Raw genomic sequence first — 24,624 nt, 5'->3', positions numbered from 1 at the left:
CGCTCCCGTCGAGGCTATGCCGGGCGGTCACCGCCCGCGACCCGAGCCTCCGAGGTCATGGCAGGCTGCCGAGGACGGTGGCGATCTCGGTGCGCCGGGCGACCTCGAGCAGCGCGCGGGCCATCACCGAGCCCGGTTCCCGGGCGGCGATCACCAGGCCGATCGGCGCGCTGAGCACCGGCTCCACCAGTGGCACGGCCTGCATTCCGTGCGGCACGCCGAACACGTGCAGCCAGGCGTACGGCACGACGCTCGCCCAGTGTCCGGTCCGCACGTGCGCGAAGAGCGAAGCCACCGAGTCCGTCTCGACCCGCGGGGTCGGCGCCAGCCCGACGCCTGCGAACACCTCGTCCAGTACCCGCCGGCCCTGCATGCCCGTGTGCAGCAGGCACAGCGGCAGCCGGGAGGCCTCCTCCCAGGTCGCCCTCGGGTGCCGGGCCAGCTCGTCGGCCAGGCTGGTCAGCAGGACGTACCGCTCCTCGTACAGGGGGAGCGTGCGCAGGTCGTCGGAGCCCGGGTCCGGCAGGTAGGTGACGCCCGCGTCGATCTCGAAGTTCCTTACCTGGCGTAGGAGTTCCTCGGATCGGAGGTCGGTGGACAGCTCCACGGTGGCCAGCGGATGGGCGGCGCAGAGCGGTCCGGTGAGCAGGGAGACGGCGCCCGAGGCGGTCGGCACCGAGCCGATCCGCAGTCGTCCGCTCAGACCGGTGCGCAGCGCGTCGACCTCGTCCCGCAGCGCGTCCCGGTCGGCCAGGATCCGCTGCGCCCAGAGCACGATCCGCTCGCCCTCGGGGGTCAGGCCCTCGTAGGCCCGGCCGCGCCGCACCAGCAGCACCTTCAGCTCCTCCTCCAGCTTGCGCACGGCCTCGGAGAGGGCGGGCTGGGAGACGTGGCAGGCCTGGGCGGCGCGGGCGAAGTGGCGCTCCCGGGCGAGGGCGACGAGGTACTCGAGCTGGCGGAAGAGCATCTACCGGGCGCCTCCTTCGTCCCCGGCTCCCCGCGAGTCCCCGGCTCCCCGCGCGCCGTCGGCTTCCCGCACGCGGTCGGCTTCCCGCACGCCGTCGGCTCCTCGCGTGTCCCCGGCTTCCCGGGCGCCGCCGGTGGTCTCCGTGTCGATGCGGTCGGTGCGGGTGTAGACGTTCATCGACTCGCCGCGCAGGAAGCCGACCAGTGTCAGTCCGGTCTCCTCGGCGAGGTCCACGGCCAGCGAGGAGGGCGCGGAGACCGCCGCGAGGACCGGGATGCCCGCCATCACGGCCTTCTGCACCAGCTCGAAGGAGGCCCGTCCGCTGACCATCAGCACCGTGCCGCGGGCCGGCAGCAGCCCCTCGCGCAGGGCGTGCCCGATCACCTTGTCCACCGCGTTGTGCCGCCCGACGTCCTCGCGCAGGCAGAGCAGCCGCCCGTCCGCGTCGAACAGGCCGGCCGCGTGCAGGCCGCCGGTGCTGTCGAAGACCTTCTGGGCGGCGCGCAGCCGGTCGGGCAGGGCGGAGAGCAGCGCGGGGGTGACGCGCAGCCCGTCCTCGGCGACGCTCCAGGGCGCGGTGGTGCGCACCGCGTCCAGGCTGGCCTTGCCGCACAGGCCGCAGGAGGAGGTGGTGTAGAAGTTGCGCTCCAGCGAAGCGTCGGGAGCGGGCACACCGGGGGCGAGGACGACGTCGACGACGTTGTAGGTGTTGCCGCCGTCGGCGGTGGCGCCCGCGCAGTAGCGGATACCGGCCACCTGCTCGGCGGCGTGCAGCACGCCCTCGCTGACCAGGAAACCGGCCGCCAGGTCGAAGTCGCTGCCGGGGGTGCGCATGGTCACCGTCAGCGGGCGCCCGCCGACCCGGATCTCCATCGGCTCCTCGGCGGCCAGGGTGTCGGGGCGGTACGAGGGCGTGCCCTGGCGCAGGCGCAGCACTCTGCGCGGTACGGTCACTCGGCCCATGGTCGTCGGCTCCTCGGCGGGGTCGGTCCGGTCTGTACGGATGAATCCTCTGCATCCTCGCCTGCATCCTCGCTCCTCCGGTGGCCCGGGTGCACCGCCGGGGAGCCGGTCCCGTGCAGATGGCGGCGGCTGTGCGCGGCGGTGACCGCCATGCAGAGCACGCCCACGACCGCCATGCCCGCCAGCAACGACGGGTAGGAGGCGTGGCCGGCGGTGCCGGCGAGCAGCAGCGGGGTGAGGAAGCCGCTGGAGGTGGTGCTCTGGTAGAGCGAGGCGGAGGTCGGTCCGGAGGGCACGGGCGTCAGCCGTTCCACCTCGCGCAGCCCGGCGCCGAGCGTCAGCCCGTAGCCGGTGCCGAGGACGACGGCGGCCACGACCACCAGGGCGACCGAATCGCGTTCGGCGGCGAGGGCGCCGACCAGCAGTCCGGCGATCACGGTGGCCATCGCGGTGAGCGTGGCCCGGGCGCTGCCCGCGTCGTCCAGCCGGGCCGCGAACGGCTGGGCGACCACGCCCATGGTCAGCGTCAGCGCCGCGACCAGGCCGCCGAACAACGGTGCGTAGCCGGGCACGCGGTCGGCGACCAGCGGCGGCAGCACGACGTACGCCACGGTGGCGGCGCCGAGGACGGCGGGGCTGGCGGGTAGCACCACGTAGCGGAACCGGGGGTGGCGCACGGCGGCGCGGTGGTGCTCCCCGAGCGGGGCCGGGCGGCGCGCCGCGGCGGTGTCCGGGAGGCGGCGGGTGGCCCACAGGACCAGCAGGCAGGCCGCGGCGTGGGCGAGGCAGGGCAGCACCGTCGGGTCGGGCAGCCACTGCGCGAGCACGCCGGATGCCAGCGCGCCCGCCGCGAAGCCGACCCCGGTGGCGTACATCGCCCGGCGGGCCGAGGCCACGGGCGACACGGACGGACGGGAGAGCTCCCGCATCCAGGTCGTCCCCGCCAGGAACACCAGCCCGGCCGCGAAGCCCGTGGCCAGCCGGGCGACGTACCCGGTCGGCTCGTCCGTCACGGCGAGCAGCGCGCTCGCGGCCGCCGACAGGCCGAGCGCGCCGCGCACCACCCGCCGACGGCCGTACCGGTCCGCAGCCGGGCCGCCCAGCAGCAGGCCGGGAACCAGCCCGACCAGGTAGACCGAGAACATCGCGGCCAGCGACAGCGCCGACCAGTCGGTGCGCGCCCGGTAGACGGTCGCCAGGGCGGTGAACTGGTTCGCGCCCCAGGCGGCGACGGCCACGGCGGCCGCCGCAGGGAGCCAGCAGTCGGGGGTGCGCATGTGCTGGCCCCGTCAGCCGGCCGGGGCCGGTTGCGGGCGGCTGAGTACCGCCTTCGAGGTGGGCGTGTCGCGGTGGTCGGATTTCCCGGCGAGTTCGAAAAAGGAATGCCCGTGGAAGAACTCCGGGGCGTCGATACCCGGCAGGGCGGCGGAGAGGTCGTCGACCGGGTCGTCGATGATGCCCATGCGCTGTGCCGCCCCATTTCCGGGTTTCCTGGATCTCTCCTTCCAGTGTGTTGTGCGAGGTCGCGGCACGTCAAAGAGGCAATTCCTGTGACCTGATAGGCGACGCTTATCTGGGCGGTAATTGGGGCGCTAATCGGGGCGCCAGTCGGGGGCGCTTATCGGGCTTTCGGCGCGGCTTTCCGGGCATCTCCGATGGATTCCGGGATATCGCCGAAGGACGGGCGATCGGGAATTCCCTAGCCCGCACCCGGCCCCACCGACACCACGACCGCGCTGGTCGCGCCGCCCGGTGTCTCGTAGTTCACCGTCTCCCCGGCGTGGCGCCCGAGCAGCGCCTTCCCGAGCGGGCTGTCGGCGGTCACCAGGGTCAGCTCCCGCTCCTCGGCGAGCTCCGCGATCTCGACGGTCTCCTCCTCGCCGTCCGCGAACCGCACGGTGACGGTCGACCCCACCCCCACCGTCTCCGTGGACGGGGCCCCGGCGACCGACGCCTCCCGCAGCCGCCCCTCCAGCTCGGCGATCCGCCGGTCCAGCCGCGTCACCTCCGACGCCCGCTGCAACTCGTCCGCCGCATCCGCCCGATCCCCCACCGGCTCCACCCCACGAAGCGTCGCGGCCACCTCCCCCCGCTCCGCCCGCAGTTGCGCCAACTCCTCCTGCACCGCGTGCAGGCCCTCGGCACTGATGGGTTCGGGACCGCCGGTCATGCCTGCTCCCGGGTCTCTCGCGAAACGCTCAAACACCGGACGCTCCCATTACCCCACCCCGCCGCAGCCCGGGCAACTCCTCCCCGGGCAACTCCCAAGCAGTTCCTCCCGAGACGGGGCCGGTGCCGGGGCGGGCTCACCCGATCGTCGTGGTCGCCCGCTGCCCCGGCACGACCGGCCGGAGGAAACCGCTCGGTTCCCCGTGCCAGGACACGGAGAGCGCTTCCCGGGCCCGGGTGCACGCGACGAAGAGCAGGTTCAGCTCGCCGTTCAGGTCCTCCCGGTGCTGCTGCGGGTCCGCGTCCTCCGGGGTGAGCGCGGAGGGCAGCGGTATCAGGCCGTCGCTCACGCCCGTGACGGCGACGCAGCGGAACTCCAACCCCTTCATCCGGTGCATCGTCCCGACCCGCACGCCGGGGGACGGCGCGTCGCCGAGCAGGAGGGCGGGCGTCCCGGCTCGCTCCAGGGCCCGGGCGATGTCGCGGCCGAACCGGACGGTCCGGGCGGTGACGCCGATGTCCTCCGGGCTCACGCCGGAGGCGGTCCACTCCCCGACGCGGGCAACGACCGCCCGGATCTCCTCGGCCTGGTCGACGTGGCCGTGCGCCTCGGGGTGCGCGCCGTGCAGGGTCGAGTGGTAGCCCACCAGGGTGTCCTCCCCGCCGTCCAGGTCGTCCGGGCGCTCGCCGGTGAGCAGGGAGGCGGACCAGCTGAGGATCTCGTGCGTGGTCCGGTAGCTGACCCGCAGCCGGGACGAGCGCCCGACCACCTGGATCCCGAGCGCGCGCAGCGAGACCCGGTTGTTCCCGTAGATCCGCTGGTGCGGGTCGCCGGCGAGGAACAGGTCGTCCGGCCCGGGCGCGACGAGCGCGCGCAGGAACCGCCACTGCGCGGGGTGCAGGTCCTGCGCCTCGTCGACCACCACATGCCGGAACAGGCCGTCCCGCCGCCCGTCCGGTGCCCGCTCGTCCAGTGCCCGCTCGTCCAGTGCCCGCGCGGCCCGCGCGCAGGCCTGCAGGAACGTCCACTCCCCGGCCCGCCGCAGCTCCTCCTCGAACGCGGCCACCGCGCTCCACAGCTGGGCCTTCTGCAGCGGACCGAGGGGGGTGCCCCGGCCGGTCCGCGGTGCCTTCAGGTACTGCTCCTCGCTCTCGACCGCCTGGGCCAGGACAACCTGCCGCCACTCCTGGTCGAGGAAGACATCGGTGAATTCGAGCCCGAGCCGCCGGGCGATCCGCCCCCAGCGGGCGAGGAGCGCGCGCTGGTCGACGGCGAGCTTCGGCGGGGCGCCGCCCGGGGACCGGCGGAGCACCTCGTCGGCCAGCGCGTCGATGGTGACCACCCGGACCTTCGCCCTGATCCGCTGGTCCGTGATGAGCAGGGCAAGGCAGCGCTCCAACTCCGCGGCCAGGTCCTCGGTGTAGGTGGTGAGCAGGACCGACCCGTCGGGGGCGTCCGGCGGCAGCCGGCGCGCCAGGTGGTAGGTCCGGTGCAGGGCCACCACCGTCTTGCCGGTCCCCGGGCCGCCGCTGACCCGGGCGGGCCCGTTGAACGAGTCCCGGTAGGCGATCCGGTACTGGGCCGGGTGCAGGAATATCCGCCAGGCGTCGAACGGGCGCTCCAGGATCTCCAGGAGCTCCTCGGGGCAGGACACCAGGGCGACCCGGCCGCGCGCGTGGGCCATCGCCGAGACCAGTCCGTCCCCGGACCGCGCGGCCGCCGGGGCCGCCGCCCGCGCGTACGCCTGGACGATCTCGCGGTCGATGTCGGCCGGCTCCATTCCGCTGGCCAGGCCGATCAGCACGTCGAACTGCTGCTCCGGCAGGACCCGGTGGAGCGCCTCCAGGTGCGCCTCGTCGGGCAGCAGCCGGATGATCGGCAGGATCTCCTCGTCGACGCCCAGACTGCGCAGGACCTTGTCGGACCGGTCGGCGAACAGCCGCCGGGGCTCGTCCGAGGCCCGGGTCCGCAGCGACTCCGTGGCCCGCTCCAGCGCGACGTCGTTGCGAATTTCCACGCCCTGGGTCGCGGCGTTGACCGAGGCCCGGTGCTTGCACGCCCAGTCGTTGGCCTTGTCGTGCGGGAGGACCTTCAGCAGCAGGTAGCCGTCACCCCGGTCGGCCTTGAGGACGACACCGCGCCAGAAGTCGGTGATCCGGATGGTCCGGATCCTGGGGTCCCGCTGATGGGTGATCTTTTCCAAGTGCGCGCCGGCGTGCGTTGCCCCAGTGAACTTCTCGAAGGTTTCGAAGACCCTCCGCTGCACCGACTTCTCCAAGGCCGCGAACTCCATCAGGAAGTCCCGGTGCATGCCCAGCGTCGCCACGCGGCCCCCTCGTGCTTCTGTCCGTTCGGGCGTGCGATCACTGTATCCGGCCCCGACGATCACCCGGGACGCGTACGCACGGCTGCCGTCCGCCCGGCCGGCCGGCGATGGGACGCCCGATTCGAGCGGCCCGCCACCGGCCGGGGCATTTCGCCGGACCGTCCCACCCGGTCGGCCCCCGGTCACCGGATCAGCGGCGCGACCAGCAGTTCCGGCAGCACCGGTTCCAGCCGAAGCCGGCCACCGTCCCGGTCGACGGCCCGGAGGGCCTCCAGGCAGGTCAGCACCCACCGGGCGTCGGGCACCTCCTGGTCGGCCAACAGCTAGCGCCAGAGGCCGAGTTGGTGCGGACCGAGGATCAGGACGGCGGCCCGGGTGACGTCCGCCCGGTCCGGCACGAGGGTGCGGGCCGGGGCCACCGCCTCCCGGCAGGTGTCGTCGCCGGTCTGCTTCTTCGCGAGGTCGCTGATGATCATCCGTCGTCCGGCAGGCCCTGACCGACTGCCGGCCCGGTCGGTGACCGACCGCAGCGTCCGGCGTCTTCGGGGGCGACCTGCTCGTCGACGCCGAGTAGTGCCGAGCGGTCCCCGCGGGGGGTACCGGGGGTGGGGCGTTCTATCCGGGTAGACCGTGTGGGGTGAGGGTGGCGGTGATCACCTTTGGGGGTGGAGGCCTCGGGGAAAGCGCAGGTGGGAGGGGTGGCGGCGGGCGGGTGAGGTGGGCCCGGCCGCTGGGCGGGGAGCGGGCGAAGCTACCATGTGGGCAACACCCTCAGCTCGAAAGATGGACTTGTGACTGTCAACGACGACGTGTTCACGGACTGGAAGAACCGCGAGGAGATCGCGGAGTCGATGATCCCGATCATCGGGCGGCTGCACCGGGAGCGGGACGTCACCGTTCTGTGCCACAGCCGTTCCCTGGTGAACAAGTCGGTGGTCAGCATCCTCAAGACGCACCGCTTTGCCCGGCAGATAGCGGGCGAGGAGCTCTCGGTCACCGAGACGATGCCGTTCCTGAGCGCGCTGACCGCCCTGGACCTCGGCCCCTCGCAGATCGACATCGGCATGCTCGCCGCCACCTACAAGGCGGACGACCGCGGTCTGTCGGTGGAGGAGTTCACCGCCCAGGCCGTCGCGGGTGCCACCGGCGAGAACAAGCTGGAGCGCCGGTCCGCCCAGGACGTCGTGCTGTACGGTTTCGGCCGCATCGGCCGGCTGGTCGCGCGACTGCTGATCGAGAAGGCCTCGGCCAACGGCCTGCGGCTGAAGGCCATCGTCGTGCGCAACGGCGGCGGCGATGACCTGGTCAAGCGCGCCTCGCTGCTGCGTCGCGACTCCATCCACGGCCAGTTCCAGGGCACGATCACCGTCGACGAGGCGAACAACAAGATCGTCGTCAACGGCAACGAGATCACGGTGATCTACTCCAACGACCCGAGCGAGGTCGACTACACGGAGTACGGGATCAAGGACGCGATCCTGATCGACAACACCGGCAGGTGGCGTGACCGCGAGGGTCTGTCGAAGCACCTGCGCCCCGGCATCGCCAAGGTCGTGCTGACCGCTCCGGGCAAGGGCGACGTCCCGAACATCGTGCACGGCGTCAACCACGACATGATCAAGCCGGACGAGCAGATCATCTCCTGCGCCTCCTGCACCACCAACGCCATCGTCCCGCCGCTGAAGGCGATGGAGGACGAGTACGGTGTGGTCCGCGGCCACGTGGAGACCGTCCACTCGTTCACCAACGACCAGAACCTGCTGGACAACTACCACAAGGCCGACCGTCGCGGCCGCTCGGCGCCGCTGAACATGGTGATCACCGAGACCGGTGCCGCCTCGGCCGTCGCCAAGGCCCTGCCGGACCTCAAGGCGAAGATCACCGGCAGCTCGATCCGCGTTCCGGTGCCGGACGTCTCCATCGCGATCCTCAACCTCCAGCTCAAGCGGGAGACCAACCGCGAGGACGTCCTGGAGTACCTGCGCAACGTCTCGCTGACCTCGCCGCTGAAGCGCCAGATCGACTTCATCGACTCGCCCGACGCGGTCTCCAGCGACTTCATCGGCTCGCGCCACGCCTCGATCGTGGACGCCGGCGCGACCAAGGTCGAGGGCGACAACGCGATCCTGTACCTGTGGTACGACAACGAGTTCGGCTACTCGTGCCAGGTCGTCCGGGTCGTGCAGTACATCTCGGGTGTCGAGTACCCGACCTACCCGGCTCCGGCGGTCTGATACGCCGGTCGGGCTGTGCGACGGGGCGGTGACCGGTTGGTCGCCGCCCCGTCGGCGTACCCGGGGTCTCCGGAGGGCGGTACCGTGCTGGGCGGGCTTCGGGCTTCGGGCTTCGGGCTTCGGGCTCCGGGGTTCGGGCTTCGAGGCTCGGGACTCGGGCGGTAGGAAGGGCGGGGATGGTGGACGGGTGGCCGACGGTCGAGCTGGACCCGGTGCGGCGGCTGCGGGTGATGGCGGCGGCCGGGGCCGGGCGTCCGCTGTTCGCCGAGCGGCGGCTCGCGGCCGGGTTCGACGAGGTGTGGTCGGTTGCCGCTGACCTGTCCGGTGAACTGCCCGGACTGGTCAGCGGGTTGCGCTCCTTCGAGATCGGGCCTGCGCGCGGCGGCGAGGCGCGCGGTGGCGGGGCGGGCGGGGAGCGGTTGGAGGGGCTCGCGGTGAGCGTGCTCGGGCACCGGGAGCGGTTCGACATCGTGCTGCGCAGCGGGTGGTGCCTGATGCAAAGCCGGGTGCTGCTCGGCGGCATGGCCGCCGTGCCGGACGGCGACGGGACGCGCTTCGCCCTGCTCGCCGCGCTACGGGTGCCCGGGACGGGGCCGGTGCAGCGCTTCTTCGGCGGGCTCGTCGACCGGCGCGGCGAGGTGCTGCTGGACCGGTTGGAGCGGCGGACCGGTTCAGCGCGCGAATAGGCGGCGGACGGCGGCGGCGACCTCCTCGGGGCGCTCGTGCGGCAGGAAGTGCCCGCAGCCGGGGAGGACTTCGGCGGTCAGGTGGTCCGCCCGCGCGCCGACGGGGGAGAGCAGGGCGGGGCGGATGACCGGGTCCAGCTCGCCGCCGAGCAGGTGGGTGGGGACGGTCAGCCGGCGGTTCCGGAACCGGCCGAGGGCCAGGCGCGGGATGTCGCGGACGACGAAACCCCAGTGCAGCCGCTCGGCGGCGCGCGCGGCCTCGGGTGTGCTGCCCGCGGCCACGTACTCGGCCGACTCCTCGGCGGGCCAGGGGGTTTCGGCGCTCACACCGCGCCGGAGCAGGTGGGCGAGGAGGCCCGGGTAATGGCGGACGACCCGGCGGCCGATGCCGGGGTATTCCAGCAGCGCGGTGTACCAGAACCGCCAGGCCGTACCGAGCAGGGCGCGTTGGCGCGGCCACGGGTGGGTCATGTTGAGCGCGAGGAAGCCGGTGAAACGCTCGGGTGCGCGCAGCGCCAGCTCGAAGCCGGTCCAGGCGCCCCAGTCGTGGCCGACCAGCCCGACGCGTTCGAGGCCGAGTCGGTCGAGGGCGGCGAGGACGAGGCGGGCGCGGTCCTCGGTGGTGTGGCCACCCCGGCGCGGGGCCTGCGACCAGCCGAAGCCGGGGAGGTCGAGGCAGAGCAGGCGGAACTCCCGGTCGAGCAGGGGGAGTAGGTGGCGCCAGGCGTACCAGTGCTGGGGAAGCCGTGGAGGAGGAGCAGGGGCGTTCCCGGGCCCGTGTCCGTGTCCGTGCCCGAGTCCGTGTCCGTGCTCGGGCCTGTGCTCGGGCCTGTGCTCGCGTTCGCGCGCGGGCCGGCTTCGGCGAGGTGCAGGCGGGTGCCGTCGACGTCGACGAAGTGGTGTCGGACGCCGGGGAGTCGGGGGAGGGGGCGGGGGTCCGTACGGTCGGTCATCGGGGTCTCTCTTCCGTTGCCGGGTGGTGTTCCCGGGAGGGGCCGGACGGCCTCCTCGGAAGAGGAGAGGGCGGCGCAGGCGCGGACAATCCCCGCGCCCGGAGGAAATTTTCGGCGGTCAGGGTTCGTCGTCGGCCCATGCGGTGCGGAAGCCGCGCCGGGCGCGGAAGAGTCGTGAACGGACCGTTCCGAGCGGGAGGTCGAGGATCTCGGCCACCGACTGCTCGTCCAACCCCTCGACATGACGGAGGGTCAGGACGGCGCGGTGGTCGGGTGGCAGGCGCTCGAGGACGTCGCGGATGTCGGCGGCCAACTCGCCGTCGCGCAGGTCGGGTTGCTCGTCGGCGGCGCCACCGGGCGAGGCGTCGGAGGGTCGGACCGGGGACGCCGTGGCGCGGCTGGCGAAGCGGACGGCCTCGCGGGCGGCGATCGCCCGGCCCAGCCGAACAGGGCCTCGGGGGACTTGAGTTGGCGCAGGTTGCGGACGATCGCGATCATCGCCTCCTGGGCGGCGTCGGGCGCGTCCTGCAGGGCGATCGGCGCGCAGACGCGGCCGACGTACGGCATGAGCAGGCTGACCAGCTCGTCCAGGGCGAGGGCGTCGCCCTGCTGGGCGGCCCGGACCAGTGGGGTGAGGTCCGGTCGTCGGCTGTCCGTGCCTGTCATGTCGTCCCCCCGGTCGCCGGTCACCGCCCCGGGTGGACCGTACTGGATGGGCGGAGGGGGCGTGGCGGCCGGCAGGCGGGCAGGCGGGCAGGCGGGCAGGCGTGGGGGTGAGCAGGGGGTGGCGGCGGGTGGGGGTGGAGCTGCGGCTATGTTGAGGGGTCACTGACAGCCGGAGGGAGCGGGCGATGGGGATGGGTGGTCGGCGGATGGCCGCCGCTGTGGCGGCCGGGGTGCTGATGACGGTGCTGGCCGGGTGCTCGTCCGGCGGGTCGAAGAGCACCGCCGGGACGGCGTCGGGAACGCCGGGTGCGGCGGCGAGTACGGCCGCCGCCACGGCTGCGGGTGCCTCGTCCGCGTCCGGGTCCGCGGCTCCGGCCGCACCGTCGTCGGCGGCCACCGCGGGTGCGACCGGGGCGGGCTCGGCGCCCGCGCCCGCACCCACCTCGGCCCCCGCCGCGGCGGCGCCCAGTGCGGACCTGGAGGCGGCGCTGCTGGACGACAAGCTGGTCGCCCAGGTGATGCCGGACGCCAAGGCGATGGCCGGTTGGGAGGAGGAGAAGCGCCGGGTCGACACCGCCGACCACAGCGTCACCTGCACCGCCGCCATCTCCTGCGCGGGCAAGCCGCTCAGCGCGTCGGTCCGCTACTCCTCGGGCGACGTGGTCACCCGCTTCATCGTGGAGACCCTGCCCAGCCGGGACGCGGCCAAGAACCGGCTGAAGGAGACGTACGCCTCGTACGCCACCGGGCCGTTCAAGAAGATCGACACCCCGGCACTGGGCAGCGAGAGCCAGGCCTTCCAGGGGCCGCTGGCCGAGGGGGAGGGCGTCGGCATCGTGGTGCGCTCGGGCACCGTGGTGGCGAGCGTGACCACCGAGGGCGGTCCGGTGAACGTGGCCGCGACCCGGCGGTTCGCGGTGATGCTGGTCCAGCGGATCGAGCAGGCGCAGGCGGGCAAGACGCCGGACGCCGGACCCGGTCCGGCCTGACGGAACCGGTGACGGGCGAGCCCCTGGCGGGTCCTCGCCCGTCCCGTAGTGGCCCGTCGCCCGTCCCCGGTGCGGTATCGGGCCGTCCTCGGAGCGCCCCTCGTCTGTCCGTGGAGCAGCTCCTCGCCTGTCCGTGGAGTAGCTCCTCGCCTGTCCCCGGAGCGGTGTCGGCCCGTCACCGGGCCTGGGGGCGCTGGGCTGGGGAAACCGATGTCAGTCGAGCGTGATATGTACTCATCTCGGGTGGCCGCAGTGCGGCCATGCGAAAGATGCCGATGACGTTCGAGGGGGCCACCACATGCCGCTGTTCCGACGCCGCTCCGGCGGGGAGGCCGCGCAGGACCGCGTGGGGCGGCGCGGGTTCGGGTTCGGGCGGCGGGGCGCCGAGGCGCGTGCCGCGGCCCGCGCTGCCGAGCCGCGGCTCGACCCGACCTTCGGGGACGAGTCCGTGCGCCTGCTGCTCGGACAGGCCGCCGCCGGGGACTGGGCCGCCCTGCGCCCCGCGCTGGCCGCCGTCGAGGACGGCGTCGAGCTGACCCGCCTCGCCGGGGCGATCGCCGAGGTGAGCGGGGTCGAGGAGTGGACCGGGCGGGTCCTCGCCGACACCCCGGACGACACGCTGGCGCTGCTGCTGTCCGGCGCCCGCCAGGTCGACTGGGCCTGGGAGGCGCGCACCGGCGCCCGGGCCAAGCAGGTCGGCGAGGAGCAGTGGAAGCTGTTCCACCAGCGGCTGGACACCGCCGAGGAGCAGCTGCTGGAGGTCGCCGAACGTGAGCCGTCCTGGCTCGCCCCCTGGTACTTCCTGCAGATCAGCGCGCGCGGCGCCTCGCTCGGCCCGGAGGTGGCCACCTGCCGCTTCGAGGCCGCCCTGCGCCGCGCGCCCGGGCACGCGGCCTCGCACCGGCAGCGGCTGCAGCAGCTGTGCGCCAAGTGGGGCGGCTCGCACGAGGAGATGCACGACTTCGCCCGCACGGTGATGCTGGCCGCGCCCGAGGGCAGCCACCTCGGCGAGCTGGTCGCGCTCGCGCACCTGGAGCACTGGCTGGACCTCCCGGACGGCGAGGACCACGCCTACCTGACCAGCCCGACGGTGCTGGCCGAGCTGCAGGAGGCGGCCTTCCGCTCCGTCCTGCACCCGGACTTCAAGCCGGCGCACGGCTGGCAGGGCGCCTTCAACGCCTTCGCGATGGCCTTCTCGCTCGCCGACCAGCGCAAGACCGCCCGGCTGCTGTTCGACGCGCTGGACGGGGTCGTCACCGAGTCGCCCTGGCACTACCTCGCGGGGGACCCGGTCAAGACCTTCCGCGTCCACCGCGACCGCTGCGCCGGGTACTGATGCGGACCGCGAACCGATGCGGACGGCGTTCCGATGCGGACGGCGTTCCGATGTCGACTTCTTGACGGCGGCAGCCCGCTTGACGTCGACCGCCCGCTGACGTCGACCGCCCGCTGACGTCGACCCGCCTTCCCGTGCCGAGCTGCCCTCCGGCGCCGAGCGCGCCCCGTCGAACCACACCCACCCCGCGATCGAAAGAGCCTCCGGTGTCCCCAACCGACAACCCGACGAGTGCGCACACCTTCCAGGTCGACCTGCGCGGCCTGGTGGACCTGCTCTCCCACCACCTCTACTCCAGCCCGCGCGTCTACCTGCGCGAGCTGCTGCAGAACGCGGTGGACGCGATCTCCGCCCGCCGCGCCCTCGACCCCGACGCGCCCGCCCGGATCACCGTCCGCGCCGACGACGAGCTGTCCGTCACCGACACCGGCGTCGGCCTGACCGAGAAGGACGTCCACACCTTCCTCGCCACCATCGGCCGCAGCTCCAAGCGCGACGCCGACGGCCGGCTGGACGGCGCCGGGCTGGCCAAGGCCCGCGGCGACTTCATCGGCCAGTTCGGCATCGGCCTGCTCGCCTGCTTCGTGGTAGCCGACGAGATCACCGTGGTCACCCGCTCCGCCGCCACCCCGGACGCCCCGGTGATCGAGTGGCGCGGCAGCTCCGACGGCAGCTACACCATCCGTACCCTGCCCGCCGAGGCCAAGCCCGAGCCGGGCACCACCGTCACCCTGGCCCCGCGCGCCGACGCCGCCGAGTGGACCCGCCCCGGCCGGGTGCTCACCCTCGCCCGGGACTTCGGCAGCCTGCTGCGCCACGACGTCACCGTGATCGACGCGGGCGGCACCGAGCACCGGGTCAACCGCACCCCGCCGTGGGCGCAGCGGTACGGCTCCCCGCTGGCCAAGCGCGACGCGCTGGGCGAGTACTGCCGCACCACCTTCGACTTCACCCCGCTCGACACCATCGAGCTGGACCTGCCGCTGGTCGGCCTGCGCGGCGTCGCGTACGTGCTGCCGGACGCCGCCCCGCCCTCGCGCCGCAACGGCCACCGGGTACACCTCAAGGGCATGCTGCTCTCCGACCAGGCGGACGAACTGCTGCCGGACTGGGCGTTCTTCGTCCGCTGCGTCGTGGACACCGACGGCCTGCGTCCCACCGCCTCCCGCGAGGGCCTGTACGCCGACGAGACGCTGGCCGCTGTCCGCGACGCGCTCGGCGCCCGGATCCGCGACTGGCTGACCGGCCTGTCCGCGAGCGACCCGGCGCTGCTGCACCGCTTCCTGTCCGTCCACCACCTGGCGGTCAAGGAACTCGCTCGCTACGACGACGAGTTGCTGCGGATGATGCTGCCCTGGCTGCCGTTCGAGACCACCGACGGCAACGTCACGCTGGACGAGTTCGCCCGCAGCCACCCGGTGGTGCTGGTGACCCGTACGGTCGAGGAGTTCCGCCAGGTCGCCCCGATCGCCGGCGCGGCCGGACTCGGCGTGGTCAACGGCGGCTACACCTACGACCGCGACCTGGTGCACCGGCTGCCCGAGATCCGCCCCGGTGTCTCGGTCTCCGACCTCGACCCGGGCACCGTCACCGCGCACCTGGACACCGTCGACCCGGCCGCCGAGCTGGCCGCCAACGCCTTCCTCGCGATCGCCCGCGAGGTGGTCGGCAGGTTCGACTGCGACGTCGCCCTGCGCAGCTTCCACCCGACCAACGCGCCCGCCCTGCTGCTCGACAACCGGGAGGCCCGGCACGAGCGAACCCGCGCCCAACTCGCCGACGAGGCGGACGGGTTGTGGGCCGACATCCTCGGCTCGCTGCGCGCCGAGGTGCCCCGCGCCCAGCTGGTGCTCAACCACCTCAACCCGCTGGTGCGCCGCGCCGCGACGGTGACCGACCGCGAGCTGGCCGTCACCGCCGTCGAGGCGCTGTACGGGCAGGCCGTGCTGATGACCCGCCGTCCGCTCAAGGCCAGCGAGTCCGCCCTGCTCAACCGCTCGTTCATCAGCCTGCTCGACCATGCCATGCTCGGCCACGAGGCGGGCGAGGCGCGTGGGGCCGGTGAGGCCGGTGGAGCCGGTGGAGCCGGTGGGGCTGGTGGGACGGGCGGGGCCGGCGGGTCCGGTGGAGCCGGCGGGGCGAACCGCGACGACGCGAAGGAGGCGTGATGCTGGACAGCCCCGACGCGGTGATGGCCGCGCTGCACGAGAACGACTCCCGCCCGTACGGCCGCACCCGGACCGTCACGGCAGAGGAACTCGTCGACGCCGCCGAGCAGTTCGAGGACACCAAGGTCCGCTCGATGGCCCTGCTCGAGCTGATGGAGGCCTACGAGTACGACGGCGAGCGCAACAAGAACCCGGTCGTCTTCGCCCGCGTGCTCAAGCTCTGGGACCAGGACCCGGACGGCTTCGGCGAGTGGGCCCGCCACCAGGTGTTCTGGCGCTTCAAGTGGGTGGCCGGAGCGCTGCGGGACAACCCGGACGTACCGTTGGCGGCCGTCGAGCGCTGGCTCACCGAGCTGCGCGACCGCTACCGCGCGGCCGGCTTCGGCCTCCAGCCGTACTACGCCGAGCGCTACCACCTGGCCGACGTCACCGGCGTCGGCGTCCAGGACGCGTACGAGCTGTGGACGGCCCGCCCGCGTTCCGAGATGAGCGACTGCCACGCCTGCGAGACCCGGGCCCGCGCCCGGCACTTCCTCGACCTCGGCGACGACACCCGGGCGCTGGAGATCCTCGCACCGGTGCTGAGCGGCCGCAGCAGCTGCGAACTGGAGCCCTACCTCAGCCAGTCCGTCGCCCTGCTGCCGCTGCTGCGCCGGGGCCGGCTGGACGAGGCCCGCTCCGCACACCTGACCGGCTACCGCTTCGCGCGCGGCAAGTCCTCGATGCTGGGCGCCGTCGCCCGGCACATCGAGTTCTGCGCGCTGTCCGGCAACGAGCCGCGCGGCCTCGAACTGCTCGCCGAGAACCGCGACCTGTTCGCGGTCACCGGCGAGGCCGCCTCCCGGCTGGACTTCCTCACCGGCGTCGAGGTGCTGATCGCCACCCTGGCCCGGGCCGGCCACGGCGAGCTCGCGGTGACCGGCCCGGCCGGCGGCGCCTGGACGGTGGACACCCTGCTCGCCCACCTCCGCACCGAGGCGGACGCGCTGGCCGCCCGCTTCGACGCGCGCAACGGCACCGACGCGGTCAGCGCCGCGCGGCGCGCCCGGCTGGCCGTCGAACCACTGCTCGCCGAGCCGCTGGCGCTGGGCGTGCGCGCCGCCGTCGCGCCCGAGCTGTCCGCTGCCTCTGCCGGCTCTGGCGGCTCTGGCGGCTCTGGCGTTGCCGGGGTCGCCGGGGTCGCGCCCGCGCCGCGTCGGGTGGTCGAGGCGGAGCCGGAGGACTTCACCGCCCTGGTGGTCCGGGCCCGCGAGCTGGAGGTGCTCGGGCACCCGGACTCCGACCGGCTCTGGAAGCGGATCGCGGAGCGTGCCGCCGCCCCGGACTTCGTCCACCCCGAGGGCACACAGGTCGGCAGCCCCGAGCGGCTGCGCGCCGAACTCGCCGAGCAGCGCGCCCACGAGGCGCTGCAGCGCGACGACTACGCCGAGGGCAAGGCGGGGCTGCTGGTCGCGGCCGAGCTGTTCGACGCGGCGGGGATGCCGGGGTCGGCGCTGATGGTCCGCACCCGGACGCTGATCGCGGACCTGGACGAGGACTCCGGTGCCGATGATGGCGCGGCTTCCGGCGGTGAGGACGGAGAGGGCAGCGAGGCCTCCGGCGGCGGCAAGCGCAAGGTGGCCGACTGGGCGGCGCTCGATTCGGCGCTGGCCCGGGCCGTGGAGCTGCGGGCGACGGGCGAGCTGACCGACGACGACTACCTGATCGTGCTGCAGACCCGCGCCTACGCCGCCCACCACGACCTGGTCGGGGCGCTGCCGGAGCCCTCCGCCGAGACCGCCGCGCGCTTCGAGGAGGCGGTCGGCGGCTACCACCGGACCGCTGTCGAGCTGGGCTCCGCCCGGCGGGCCGCGACTTCCCGGCAGTACACCGCGGACGCCGCCGCCAGGCAGGGCCGACTCGCCGAGGCCCGTGCCGAACTGCGCGAGGTGCTCGGCCAGTTGGACGCGGCGGAGCTGCCCTGGCACACCCCGCGGGTGCTCGGCCTGCTGGGCCAGGTGCTGCTGCAGAGCCGTGAGCCGGGTCAGGCCGTCGAGGTGTTCCACCGGGCGCTCGCCGAGGCCGCGCGCTGGGGCGACGACTCCTACCCGTACGCGCCGACGTACATGATGCTCGGCCACTCCTGCCTGCAGGTGGGCGACCTCGGTGGCGCGGTCCGCGCGCTGTCGGAGGCCGCCGCGCGCTACGACCGCAAGGGTCCGGAGGCCGCCGAGGAGGCTGCCCAGGTGCGGCTGCAGCTGGCCGACGTGCTGCGCGACACCGGCCGGGCGGCGGACGCGGTCGCCGTCCTGGAGTCGGTGCTGCTCGACGCGTCGGCGGCACGGCTGGACATCCGGATGCTCGCCCAGACCCGGCTGGACCTCGCCCGAGGCCTGGTCGAACTGGAGGAGTACCGGGACGCCGCCGAGGAGTACCTGCGGCTGGCCGACCTGGTGGCGGACTGGGAGGACCAGGAGACCCACACCATGGTCGCCTGCGAGGCCACCCTGGCGCTCGCCCAGGCGGACCGCTGGGACGCCGCCGAGGCGGCGCTCGCGCGGGCCCGCGAGGCCCACGGCAAGGCGCCGAAGGTCGACCAACTGGCGGCCACCCTGCGGGAGTTGGCGCGTGCCACGATGCGCGCGAAGGGCGCGGAGGGGCTGGCCGCCGCACTGGCCCTGCTGGCGGAGGCGGACGCCGTCGGCGCGACCGCCGAGGAGCGCGGCCAGGAGTACAACACCTGGTACCTGCGCGGTGGTTCGCACTACGAGCGGGCACGCTGCCTGGCCGTCGCCGAACGGTACGAGGAGGCGCTGGCCGAGGTCGAGCGGGCCATCGCGGTCTACGAGCAGGGCGGTGAGCGGGCCGAGCCGCCACGCGCGGAGTCCGTCCGGCTCGCCGCGCTGATCGAGGGCAGTGACCTCGGCCGCACCGGCGCGGCGGCGACCCGGCTGACCGCCGGCATCGCGCGCTGCGAGGCCGCCGGGCTGTTGGAGGCGGCGCAGGTGCTGGCGGAGCTGCGGGAGCGGTTCGCGGCGTCGGAGTGACCCGGGCGTCGAGCCGGACGTCGTCCGGACATCTTCCGGACACCTTCCGGACGTCGTTCGGACGTCGTCCGGACGACGGGCCGGAGCGGCGCAGGGGTCGAACTGATGTGAGGGGCCTCGGGGTTGTGATCCCCGGGGCCCCTCCGGTTTTCTATTGCCGAGGTCCGGGCCGGGTCGTACGGGCGGTGCGCGGGTGTTGCTCCGTCAGCAGGGTCCGTCGTCGGCCCAGACGCCCCACTGGCCGCTGGCGCTCGGCACCTCGTTCAGCGTCCACCACTTGGCGTGGTAGTTGTGCCCGTTGTACGAGACCTTGGCGCCGCCGGTGTACGTGGTGCTCGCGCTCCACGCCGGGGCGGTGCAGGTGCCCGGGGTTCCCGGGCTGGTCGGGGGCGTGGTCGGGGGAGTCGTCGGCGGGGTGGTGGGCGGGGTCGCCCCGGCGAACTTCACGGTGTACTTGGTGAAGTCCCAGTCGTTCTGCGCCACGCTGGAGCAGGAGCCGGACAGTCCCGGGTCCACCGGGCCCTGGCACTGCCGGTCCCGGTTGACCGACCAGTAGGTGTACCGGGCCAGGCCGTGCGCGGTGGCGAAGTCCAGCACGGTCTGGAAGTCCGCCTGGCGGAAGTACTCGGCGGCGTCGGTGCGGCCGTTCATCATCGACACGCCCTCGTGGGCGTACGCGGTGGCCTCGTTCCAGCCGAAGGTGGTCTGCAGGATCCCGTTGAACTTCACCAGTGCGTCGGTCTGAGCCGCCGCACCGTTGAAGCCGCCGTCGAACGGCATGATCGAGTAGTTGTTCGGCGTGAAGCCCTGCGACTTGGCCTCGTTGAGCATCTGGGTGCCGAACCAGCCGGTGCCTGCGGTGGTGCCGGCGGTGGTGATGGAGATGTACAGGCCGGGGTTGTTCTGCTGGAGGATCCTCGCCGCGCCGATCTCGTTGTGGATGGCAGCGGTGTTCTCGTACTCCGGCTCCTCCAGGTCGAAGTCGATCGCCTTGAGCTGGTACTTGGTGATCACCTTCTGGTAGCCGGCGGCGGTTGCTTCCGGTGTGCCGCAGACCTGGCCCAGCTTGGTGCCGCCGTACCCGCCGACGGACACCGAGACGTCTCCGCCCTTGCCGCGGACGGTCTGGATGACGTTCGGCATGGTGGTGTCGGTGTCGATCGAGGAGGTGCCGCCCCAGGCGGGGGAGCAACTGTTGCCCTGGGCCAGGATGAACGCCAGCTGGAAGGCCTTCTGGCCGGTGGCGTCCATGACGGCGGCGGCGTCCGGCGGGCTATTGTCCTCGGGCATCAGGTACGGCGCCGAGGCGTACCAGTTGCTGCCCAGGCCGGTCGCGGCGTTGGCGGCGGCGTCGACAGCGGTGACAGCGTTGGCGGTGGTGGTTGCGGCGGTGTCTGCAGAGGCGGAGCCGGTGCCGGCCAGGGCGGCGACGCCCCCGGCGAGCAGGCCGAGCACACCGGCTGCGGCGAGGGCGGCCCGGCCGGAGCGGTGCCGATGACTGACGGAGTGTTCCGAGCGGACGGGGTGTGGGGGAGTAGCGCGTTCCATCGGAGGCCTTCCAGGAAACGGCGGTGGGGGAGGACACCCGCTCGCGCCGTAGGTGGGGGTGGCGCGGCGGCAGGCCGAACTGCCCAGGGGCGTGGGGTGGCTGCCGCGGGGCTCCCACTGGTATAGACCTGTTTCGGAGGGTGGGTCAAGCCCCGGTGGAGGGGGAGTGTGAACCTCCGGGAACGGGAGCGTCTCATTCCGGATTCCCGTGCGTTGACGGCTTTCGAAGTTGGTCTAGACAAGCTCTCGAGTGGTCGGTCAGCTTTTCGAGCCGCGAGATCTCGTGAGTAAGTGCACAGCCTCTCCAATCCACCTTCCCGAGCGGATGAACAAATGGTTCAGGCAGTTCTCAACCTGGTCGACCGCGTGGTTTCCGGCGGCCGCAAGGCGAATGTCGCGGACGCGTACTGCGCCTGCCCGGCTGGTACCACCACCCACTGCAGCGGCGAAAACCTGTACGTCACGGAGTGCTGCTCCTGGAGCTGTGCGGTCAAGCCGTCCTGTGTCACCTGCGTCATCGTCGGCGGCTGCTGATCCGTCCCGGTTCGCCGGCCGGACCGGCCGACTGACACACGGCCGCCGGTGCCCCCGCCCTGCGTCGGCGGGGGCGTCGGTGGCGGAGCCGGAGTCGGAGTCGGCTGAGAGGGAGTCGACGGAGCGGCTGCCGGTTGAGTGGGAGTCGGCGGAGAAGCAGCCGACGGAGGGGGAGTCATGACCGCATACCTGTTGCTCGGTTGCCGCGCCGTGATCGCGGTGGTCTTCGCCATGTCCGCCCTGGCCAAGCTCCGGGCGCGCCGCGACTTCGCCTCCGCGCTGCGCGTGATGGCGGTCGTGCCGCCACGGCTGACCGGTGCGGCGGTGATCGGCGTGCCGGTCGCCGAGGCCGCCCTCGCCCTTCTGGTCTGATTGCCATCACCCCTAGCCACCTGGGCTTTTGCCGCGACCGGCGGGTTGATCGCGCTGTTCGCCGCCATCCTGGTCCGGCTGCTCCGGCAGGGGGCGGATGTCTCCTGCTCCTGCTTCGGCGCCTCCGGCGTGCCGTGAGCAAGGCTCATGTGGCGCGCAACCTGGTACTGATCGCCGTCGCCGCGGCCGGCTCGGCAGCGAGCGTCGCGCCCGGCCCCGGCGACCTGGGGGCGGCCGGGGCGCCGCGGTGCTGCTCGTGGCCGGCTTCGCGAGCGCGCTGATCATCGCGACCGACACCCTGGTCGAAACTCTTCTCGGCGGCACGCTGAGCCGCACCCACCTCTCCCGCTCGTGCGGGCGCCCGGTCGTCCCCGGTGGCGCGGGTGCCCTCCGGGGGTGTTCTCTGCGGCTGTTCTCCGCGGGTGCCCTCTGCGGGTGCCTTTGTGCTGTCCTCCGCCCGGTTCGTGCCGGGCATTCCTCCCTGTACCCGTCTGAGCCAGGAACGAGGCACGGAACCGTTATGACCATGCTTTTCGTGGTCATTATCGGCTGTCTTTCGCTGTTCAATCTCATGTTGACGCTCGCGCTCGCGCGGAAAATCAACAAACACGGTTCCGAGCACGGTTCTCCGACCTCCTTCGGAAACATCAGGAAGGGTGTTTCGGTACCCGACAACCGGATTCCGGACGGCGCCCCCATGCCGGAATTCCAGGCTCCCACCGAAACGGACGGCGAGGTCACTCGGGCGGACCTGGCCGGAGCCCCGGCGGTGGTCGGCTTCTTCTTCGGCACCTGCGGGCCGTGCCTGGAACAGGCGCCCGACTTCGTCAAGGCGATCAGCGGCTACCCGGGCGGGCGCGAGAGGGTCCTCGCGGTCGTCAAGGGAAGCGGCCCGGTGGTCGCCGAACTGCGCACGCTGCTGGAGCCGGTGGCCCGGGTGTCGGTGGAGACCTCCGGATCCGCCACCGAGTCGACGGCCGAGGCGTTCGGGATCGTGCGCTGGCCCAGCTACGTCTCGGTCGACGGCGACGGCCGGATCACCAATCACCTGGTGCCGGGAGAGCTCGTCATCCCGACCGCTGCGCGATGAGCACGACTCATACGGCCTCCTCTACCGGTGCCGCGGGCGTCGCGGGTGCCGTGGGTGGAGGCGGCGGGCCGACCGGGGGCGGGGCGGGGGCAGGGGCGGGCGCAGGGGCGGCGGGGGCAAGGGCCGGACGGGCGCTGCGCTCGGCGGGCGCCGCCTGTGCGCTCGCCTGGCGGGCCGGCCGGACCATGCTGCTGCTCTCGCTGCTCTGCGGGCTGGTCGCCGGTCTGCTGCCCGCCGCCACCGCGCTGCTGGTGAGCCGTCTGTTCGACGCGCTCACCGGTGCCGCGAGCGGTCCGACCACCGGCACGTGCGTCCTGCTGGTCGCCGCGAGCCTGGGCATGGCGCTGGCCCCCGCGCTCGGCGAGTACACCCGCGCGCGCTCCAGCCGGGCGATCCGACTGCGGGTGCAGGAGGAGCTGTTCGACGCGGTCAACCGGCTGCCCGGCCTGCGGCCCTTCGAGGACCCGCGGTTCCAGGACCGGCTCCGCCTCGCCCAACAGGCTGGTGGCGTCGCCCCGGACATCCTGGTCGGCGCGGCCTTCGGCAGCATCCAGGCGCTCCTCACCGTCGTCGGCTTCCTCGGCACGGTCTTCGTCGTCAACCCGCTGCTCGGCGCGCTCACCCTGCTGCTGACGCTGCCCCTGGTACGGGCGCAGCTGGCGGCCGGCCGTCGCAGGGCCGCCGTCCCGAGCGAGACCATGTCCCGCAACCGGCGCCAGTCCTTCTACAGCAGCCTGGTCTCCGACGTCGACGCGGTGAAGGAGATCCGCCTCTTCGGCCTGCAGGACTTCCTGCGTGGGCGTGCCCGGCACGAACTGCGGGCGGTCTGCGGCGCCGAGGAGCGCACCGACCGGCAGAATCTCGCCCGCCGCCTGCCCGCGTCGCTGCTCGGCGTCGTCGTCTACGCGCTCGGTCTGGTGTGGGAGGTGCGGGCCGCCCGGCACGGCGAACTCTCCCTCGGCCAGGTCTCGGTGTGCCTGGCGGCGGTGGCCGGCATCCAGACCGGCGTCGGCCAGCTCGCGGCCGGCGGCGCCTCCGCGTACCAGGCCGCGCTCACCTTCGACCACTACCGCACGCTCGGCGAGGCCCCGCCCGACCTCGCCCCGGCCGGCGACCCTCGCCCGCCCGTCGCGCTGCGCGGCACCATCCGGTTCCAGGACGTCTGGTTCCGCTACCACCCCGACGTGCCGTGGATCCTGCGCGGCGTCGACCTCACCCTGCGGGCCGACTCCGTCACCGCCCTGGGCGGGCTCAACGGCGCGGGCAAGAGCACCCTGGTCAAGCTGCTCTGTCGGCTCTACGACCCGGACCGCGGCCGAGTACTGTGGGACGGCCTCGACATCCGGGAGTTCCCGCCCGACGAGTACCGGCAGCGGATCGGCGTGGTCTTCCAGGACTACTGCCGCTACGACCTGACCGCCGGGGAGAACATCGGCCTCGGTCGCCTCGCCCACCTCGAGGACCGGGACCGCATCGCCGACGCCGCCCGCGCGGCCGGCATCCACGACCGGGTGCAGCGGCTGGACGGCGGGTACGGGGCCCTGCTCAGCCGGATCTTCCTGCCCGAGCGCGTGACAGAGGCGGGCTGGGGACCCTCGCTGTCCGGCGGGGAGTGGCAACGCCTCGCCGTGGCACGGGCGTTCATGCGCGACGACTCCGACCTGATGATCCTGGACGAGCCCAGCGCGGGGCCTCGACGCGGCCGCCGAGCAGGAACTCCACGAGAACCTCCGGGAGTTGCGCCGGGGCGCCACCAGCCTGGTCATCTCGCACCGGCTCAGCGGTCCGGGACGCCGACCGGATCGTCGTCCTCGGCGCCGGCCGGGTGGTCGAGGAGGGCACCCACGACGCGCTGATGGCCCTCGGCGGGCGCTACGCGGAGCTGTTCACCCTGCAGGCGTCGGGTTACCAGGACGCGGTGGTGTCGGGGCGGGCGGGGGAGTGACGGGTGGGGCGGGGGTGAGGGCTTGCGAGGGCGGGGCTTGCGGGTGCGCGGGCCGGGGTGTCGGGCCGGTCGGCCCGCTGAGCGGAGGAGGTGCGCGGATGGGGGTGTTGCCGGTGGTCGGCGGGGCGGTGCTGGTGGTGGCGGTCTCCGCGGTGGCCCTGGGGCTTCTGCTGCGGTCGGCGCTGTCGGTGGTCGTGGTCTCGGGTCCGAGCATGAGCCCGGCGCTGCGGCCCGGCCAGCGCGTCCTGGTACTGCGCCGGGGCCTGGCCCGGCTGCGCGCGGGCCGGATCGTGGTGGTATCCCCGGACGGACTCGCCGGGTCCGGGGCTGGGGCCGGGCCCGGCGACTCCGGGGCTGGGGCAGGGGCAGGGCAGGTCGGGCGGCAGCCGGAGCGCCTGCTGGTGAAGCGGCTGGCGGCGCTGCCCGGCGACCCGGTTCCGCGGCCCGTCCGCCCGGTCGTGGCGGGTGGGACGGTGCCGGGCGGGCACGTGGTCCTGCTGGGCGACAACCCGGAGTTCAGCACGGACTCGCGGATGTGGGGCGCCGTTCCGGCGCGGATCGTGGTGGGCGTGGTGCTGGACGGGGTCCGGCTGCGGGGTTGAGCGGCCGGTCGTGCCGTGGACCGGACGTGGGTTCGGTTCGGTCCGGTGA

At 73.5% G+C, this 24,624-nt stretch carries 22 protein-coding genes and 1 pseudogene; 11 read left to right on the top strand and 12 right to left on the bottom strand.

Annotation, left to right across the window (positions count from 1 at the left end; translation table 11 throughout):
* Positions 1-55: 55 nt before the first annotated feature.
* From ACZ3TI_RS22855 to ACZ3TI_RS22820, 8 genes are all read right to left on the bottom strand, one after another.
* Entirely contained in the window at positions 56-967 is a 912-nt protein-coding gene (locus ACZ3TI_RS22855; RefSeq protein WP_465728962.1) for a LysR family transcriptional regulator, read from the bottom strand.
* A complete protein-coding gene (fdhD, locus tag ACZ3TI_RS22850) occupies positions 968-1,930 on the bottom strand; it encodes a formate dehydrogenase accessory sulfurtransferase FdhD (protein ID WP_465728960.1) in 963 nt (320 codons plus the stop codon). It lies immediately after the preceding gene.
* On the bottom strand, positions 1,918-3,207 hold the full coding sequence (locus ACZ3TI_RS22845; RefSeq protein ID WP_465728958.1) for an MFS transporter: 1,290 nt from the start codon (positions 3,205-3,207) through the stop codon (positions 1,918-1,920). Before ACZ3TI_RS22845 ends, fdhD begins: the two co-directional genes overlap by 13 nt.
* Before the next feature lie 12 nt (positions 3,208-3,219).
* A complete protein-coding gene (locus ACZ3TI_RS22840; protein ID WP_465728956.1) occupies positions 3,220-3,393 on the bottom strand; it encodes a hypothetical protein in 174 nt (57 codons plus the stop codon).
* A 236-nt stretch (positions 3,394-3,629) separates the two neighbouring features.
* Entirely contained in the window at positions 3,630-4,100 is a 471-nt protein-coding gene (locus tag ACZ3TI_RS22835; RefSeq protein WP_465728954.1) for a GreA/GreB family elongation factor, read from the bottom strand.
* A gap of 136 nt (positions 4,101-4,236) precedes the next feature.
* Positions 4,237-6,426, bottom strand: coding sequence for a UvrD-helicase domain-containing protein (locus ACZ3TI_RS22830; RefSeq protein WP_465728952.1), 2,190 nt, complete (start codon positions 6,424-6,426; stop codon positions 4,237-4,239).
* A gap of 182 nt (positions 6,427-6,608) precedes the next feature.
* The gene (locus ACZ3TI_RS22825; protein WP_465728951.1) at positions 6,609-6,746 is read right to left on the bottom strand and encodes a hypothetical protein; all 138 of its coding nucleotides are present in this window, start codon (positions 6,744-6,746) and stop codon (positions 6,609-6,611) included.
* Positions 6,747-6,749: 3 nt separating this feature from the next.
* Complete coding sequence (locus ACZ3TI_RS22820) at positions 6,750-6,902, bottom strand: hypothetical protein (protein ID WP_465728949.1); 153 nt, start codon at positions 6,900-6,902, stop codon at positions 6,750-6,752.
* 315 nt (positions 6,903-7,217) lie between these two features.
* Here ACZ3TI_RS22820 and ACZ3TI_RS22815 point away from each other — a divergent pair, with 315 nt between their 5' ends.
* On the top strand, positions 7,218-8,660 hold the full coding sequence (locus ACZ3TI_RS22815) for a glyceraldehyde-3-phosphate dehydrogenase (protein WP_465728947.1): 1,443 nt from the start codon (positions 7,218-7,220) through the stop codon (positions 8,658-8,660).
* Between the two features lie 176 nt (positions 8,661-8,836).
* Positions 8,837-9,346 carry a hypothetical protein gene (locus ACZ3TI_RS22810; RefSeq protein WP_465728945.1) on the top strand — a complete coding sequence of 170 codons (510 nt, stop codon included), beginning with the start codon at positions 8,837-8,839 and terminating at the stop codon, positions 9,344-9,346.
* On the opposite strand, the gene ACZ3TI_RS22805 is transcribed toward ACZ3TI_RS22810, so the two are convergent.
* Genes ACZ3TI_RS22805 through ACZ3TI_RS22795 form a run of 3 tightly spaced genes read right to left on the bottom strand, consistent with a single transcriptional unit; the run spans position 9,332 to position 10,965 of the window.
* Positions 9,332-10,378: an alpha/beta fold hydrolase gene (locus ACZ3TI_RS22805; RefSeq protein WP_465729138.1), complete on the bottom strand. Its 1,047-nt coding sequence runs from the start codon at positions 10,376-10,378 to the stop codon at positions 9,332-9,334. The two genes, ACZ3TI_RS22810 and ACZ3TI_RS22805, sit on opposite strands and share 15 nt — an antisense overlap.
* A 39-nt stretch (positions 10,379-10,417) precedes the next feature.
* The gene (locus ACZ3TI_RS22800) at positions 10,418-10,612 is read right to left on the bottom strand and encodes a sigma factor-like helix-turn-helix DNA-binding protein (RefSeq protein WP_465728943.1); all 195 of its coding nucleotides are present in this window, start codon (positions 10,610-10,612) and stop codon (positions 10,418-10,420) included.
* A complete protein-coding gene (locus ACZ3TI_RS22795; RefSeq protein ID WP_465728941.1) occupies positions 10,552-10,965 on the bottom strand; it encodes an RNA polymerase sigma factor in 414 nt (137 codons plus the stop codon). Before ACZ3TI_RS22795 ends, ACZ3TI_RS22800 begins: the two co-directional genes overlap by 61 nt.
* A gap of 206 nt (positions 10,966-11,171) precedes the next feature.
* Between ACZ3TI_RS22795 and ACZ3TI_RS22790 the strand changes: the two genes are divergently transcribed.
* From ACZ3TI_RS22790 to ACZ3TI_RS22775, 4 genes are all read left to right on the top strand, one after another.
* On the top strand, positions 11,172-11,954 hold the full coding sequence (locus ACZ3TI_RS22790; protein WP_465728939.1) for a hypothetical protein: 783 nt from the start codon (positions 11,172-11,174) through the stop codon (positions 11,952-11,954).
* A gap of 298 nt (positions 11,955-12,252) precedes the next feature.
* Positions 12,253-13,290 (top strand): hypothetical protein, encoded by a 1,038-nt coding sequence (locus ACZ3TI_RS22785; protein ID WP_465728937.1) that lies wholly within the window; start codon positions 12,253-12,255, stop codon positions 13,288-13,290.
* 206 nt (positions 13,291-13,496) lie between these two features.
* Entirely contained in the window at positions 13,497-15,458 is a 1,962-nt protein-coding gene (locus ACZ3TI_RS22780; RefSeq protein ID WP_465728935.1) for an HSP90 family protein, read from the top strand.
* Positions 15,458-18,484, top strand: coding sequence for a hypothetical protein (locus tag ACZ3TI_RS22775; protein WP_465728933.1), 3,027 nt, complete (start codon positions 15,458-15,460; stop codon positions 18,482-18,484). Before ACZ3TI_RS22780 ends, ACZ3TI_RS22775 begins: the two co-directional genes overlap by 1 nt.
* Before the next feature lie 204 nt (positions 18,485-18,688).
* Here the strand turns inward: ACZ3TI_RS22775 and ACZ3TI_RS22770 are convergent, their stop codons facing one another.
* The gene (locus ACZ3TI_RS22770; RefSeq protein WP_465728931.1) at positions 18,689-20,032 is read right to left on the bottom strand and encodes a carbohydrate-binding protein; all 1,344 of its coding nucleotides are present in this window, start codon (positions 20,030-20,032) and stop codon (positions 18,689-18,691) included.
* A 333-nt stretch (positions 20,033-20,365) separates the two neighbouring features.
* Here ACZ3TI_RS22770 and ACZ3TI_RS22765 point away from each other — a divergent pair, with 333 nt between their 5' ends.
* The 5 genes and pseudogenes from ACZ3TI_RS22765 (at position 20,366) to ACZ3TI_RS22745 (ending at position 24,575) form a co-directional block, all read left to right on the top strand.
* A complete protein-coding gene (locus tag ACZ3TI_RS22765; RefSeq protein ID WP_465728929.1) occupies positions 20,366-20,566 on the top strand; it encodes a hypothetical protein in 201 nt (66 codons plus the stop codon).
* Positions 20,567-20,743: 177 nt separating this feature from the next.
* Positions 20,744-21,076, top strand: a pseudogene (locus ACZ3TI_RS22760) (MauE/DoxX family redox-associated membrane protein).
* A gap of 382 nt (positions 21,077-21,458) precedes the next feature.
* Positions 21,459-22,028, top strand: a complete 570-nt coding sequence (locus ACZ3TI_RS22755; RefSeq protein WP_465728927.1) for a TlpA family protein disulfide reductase — start codon at positions 21,459-21,461, stop codon at positions 22,026-22,028.
* On the top strand, positions 22,025-23,884 hold the full coding sequence (locus ACZ3TI_RS22750) for an ATP-binding cassette domain-containing protein (protein WP_465728925.1): 1,860 nt from the start codon (positions 22,025-22,027) through the stop codon (positions 23,882-23,884). Before ACZ3TI_RS22755 ends, ACZ3TI_RS22750 begins: the two co-directional genes overlap by 4 nt.
* Before the next feature lie 187 nt (positions 23,885-24,071).
* Positions 24,072-24,575, top strand: a complete 504-nt coding sequence (locus ACZ3TI_RS22745) for a S26 family signal peptidase (protein WP_465728923.1) — start codon at positions 24,072-24,074, stop codon at positions 24,573-24,575.
* Positions 24,576-24,624 lie beyond the last annotated feature (49 nt).

The sequence above is a fragment of the Kitasatospora sp. NPDC023120 genome, assembly GCF_055560835.1.
This window is presented reverse-complemented; position numbering and strand designations above follow the sequence as displayed.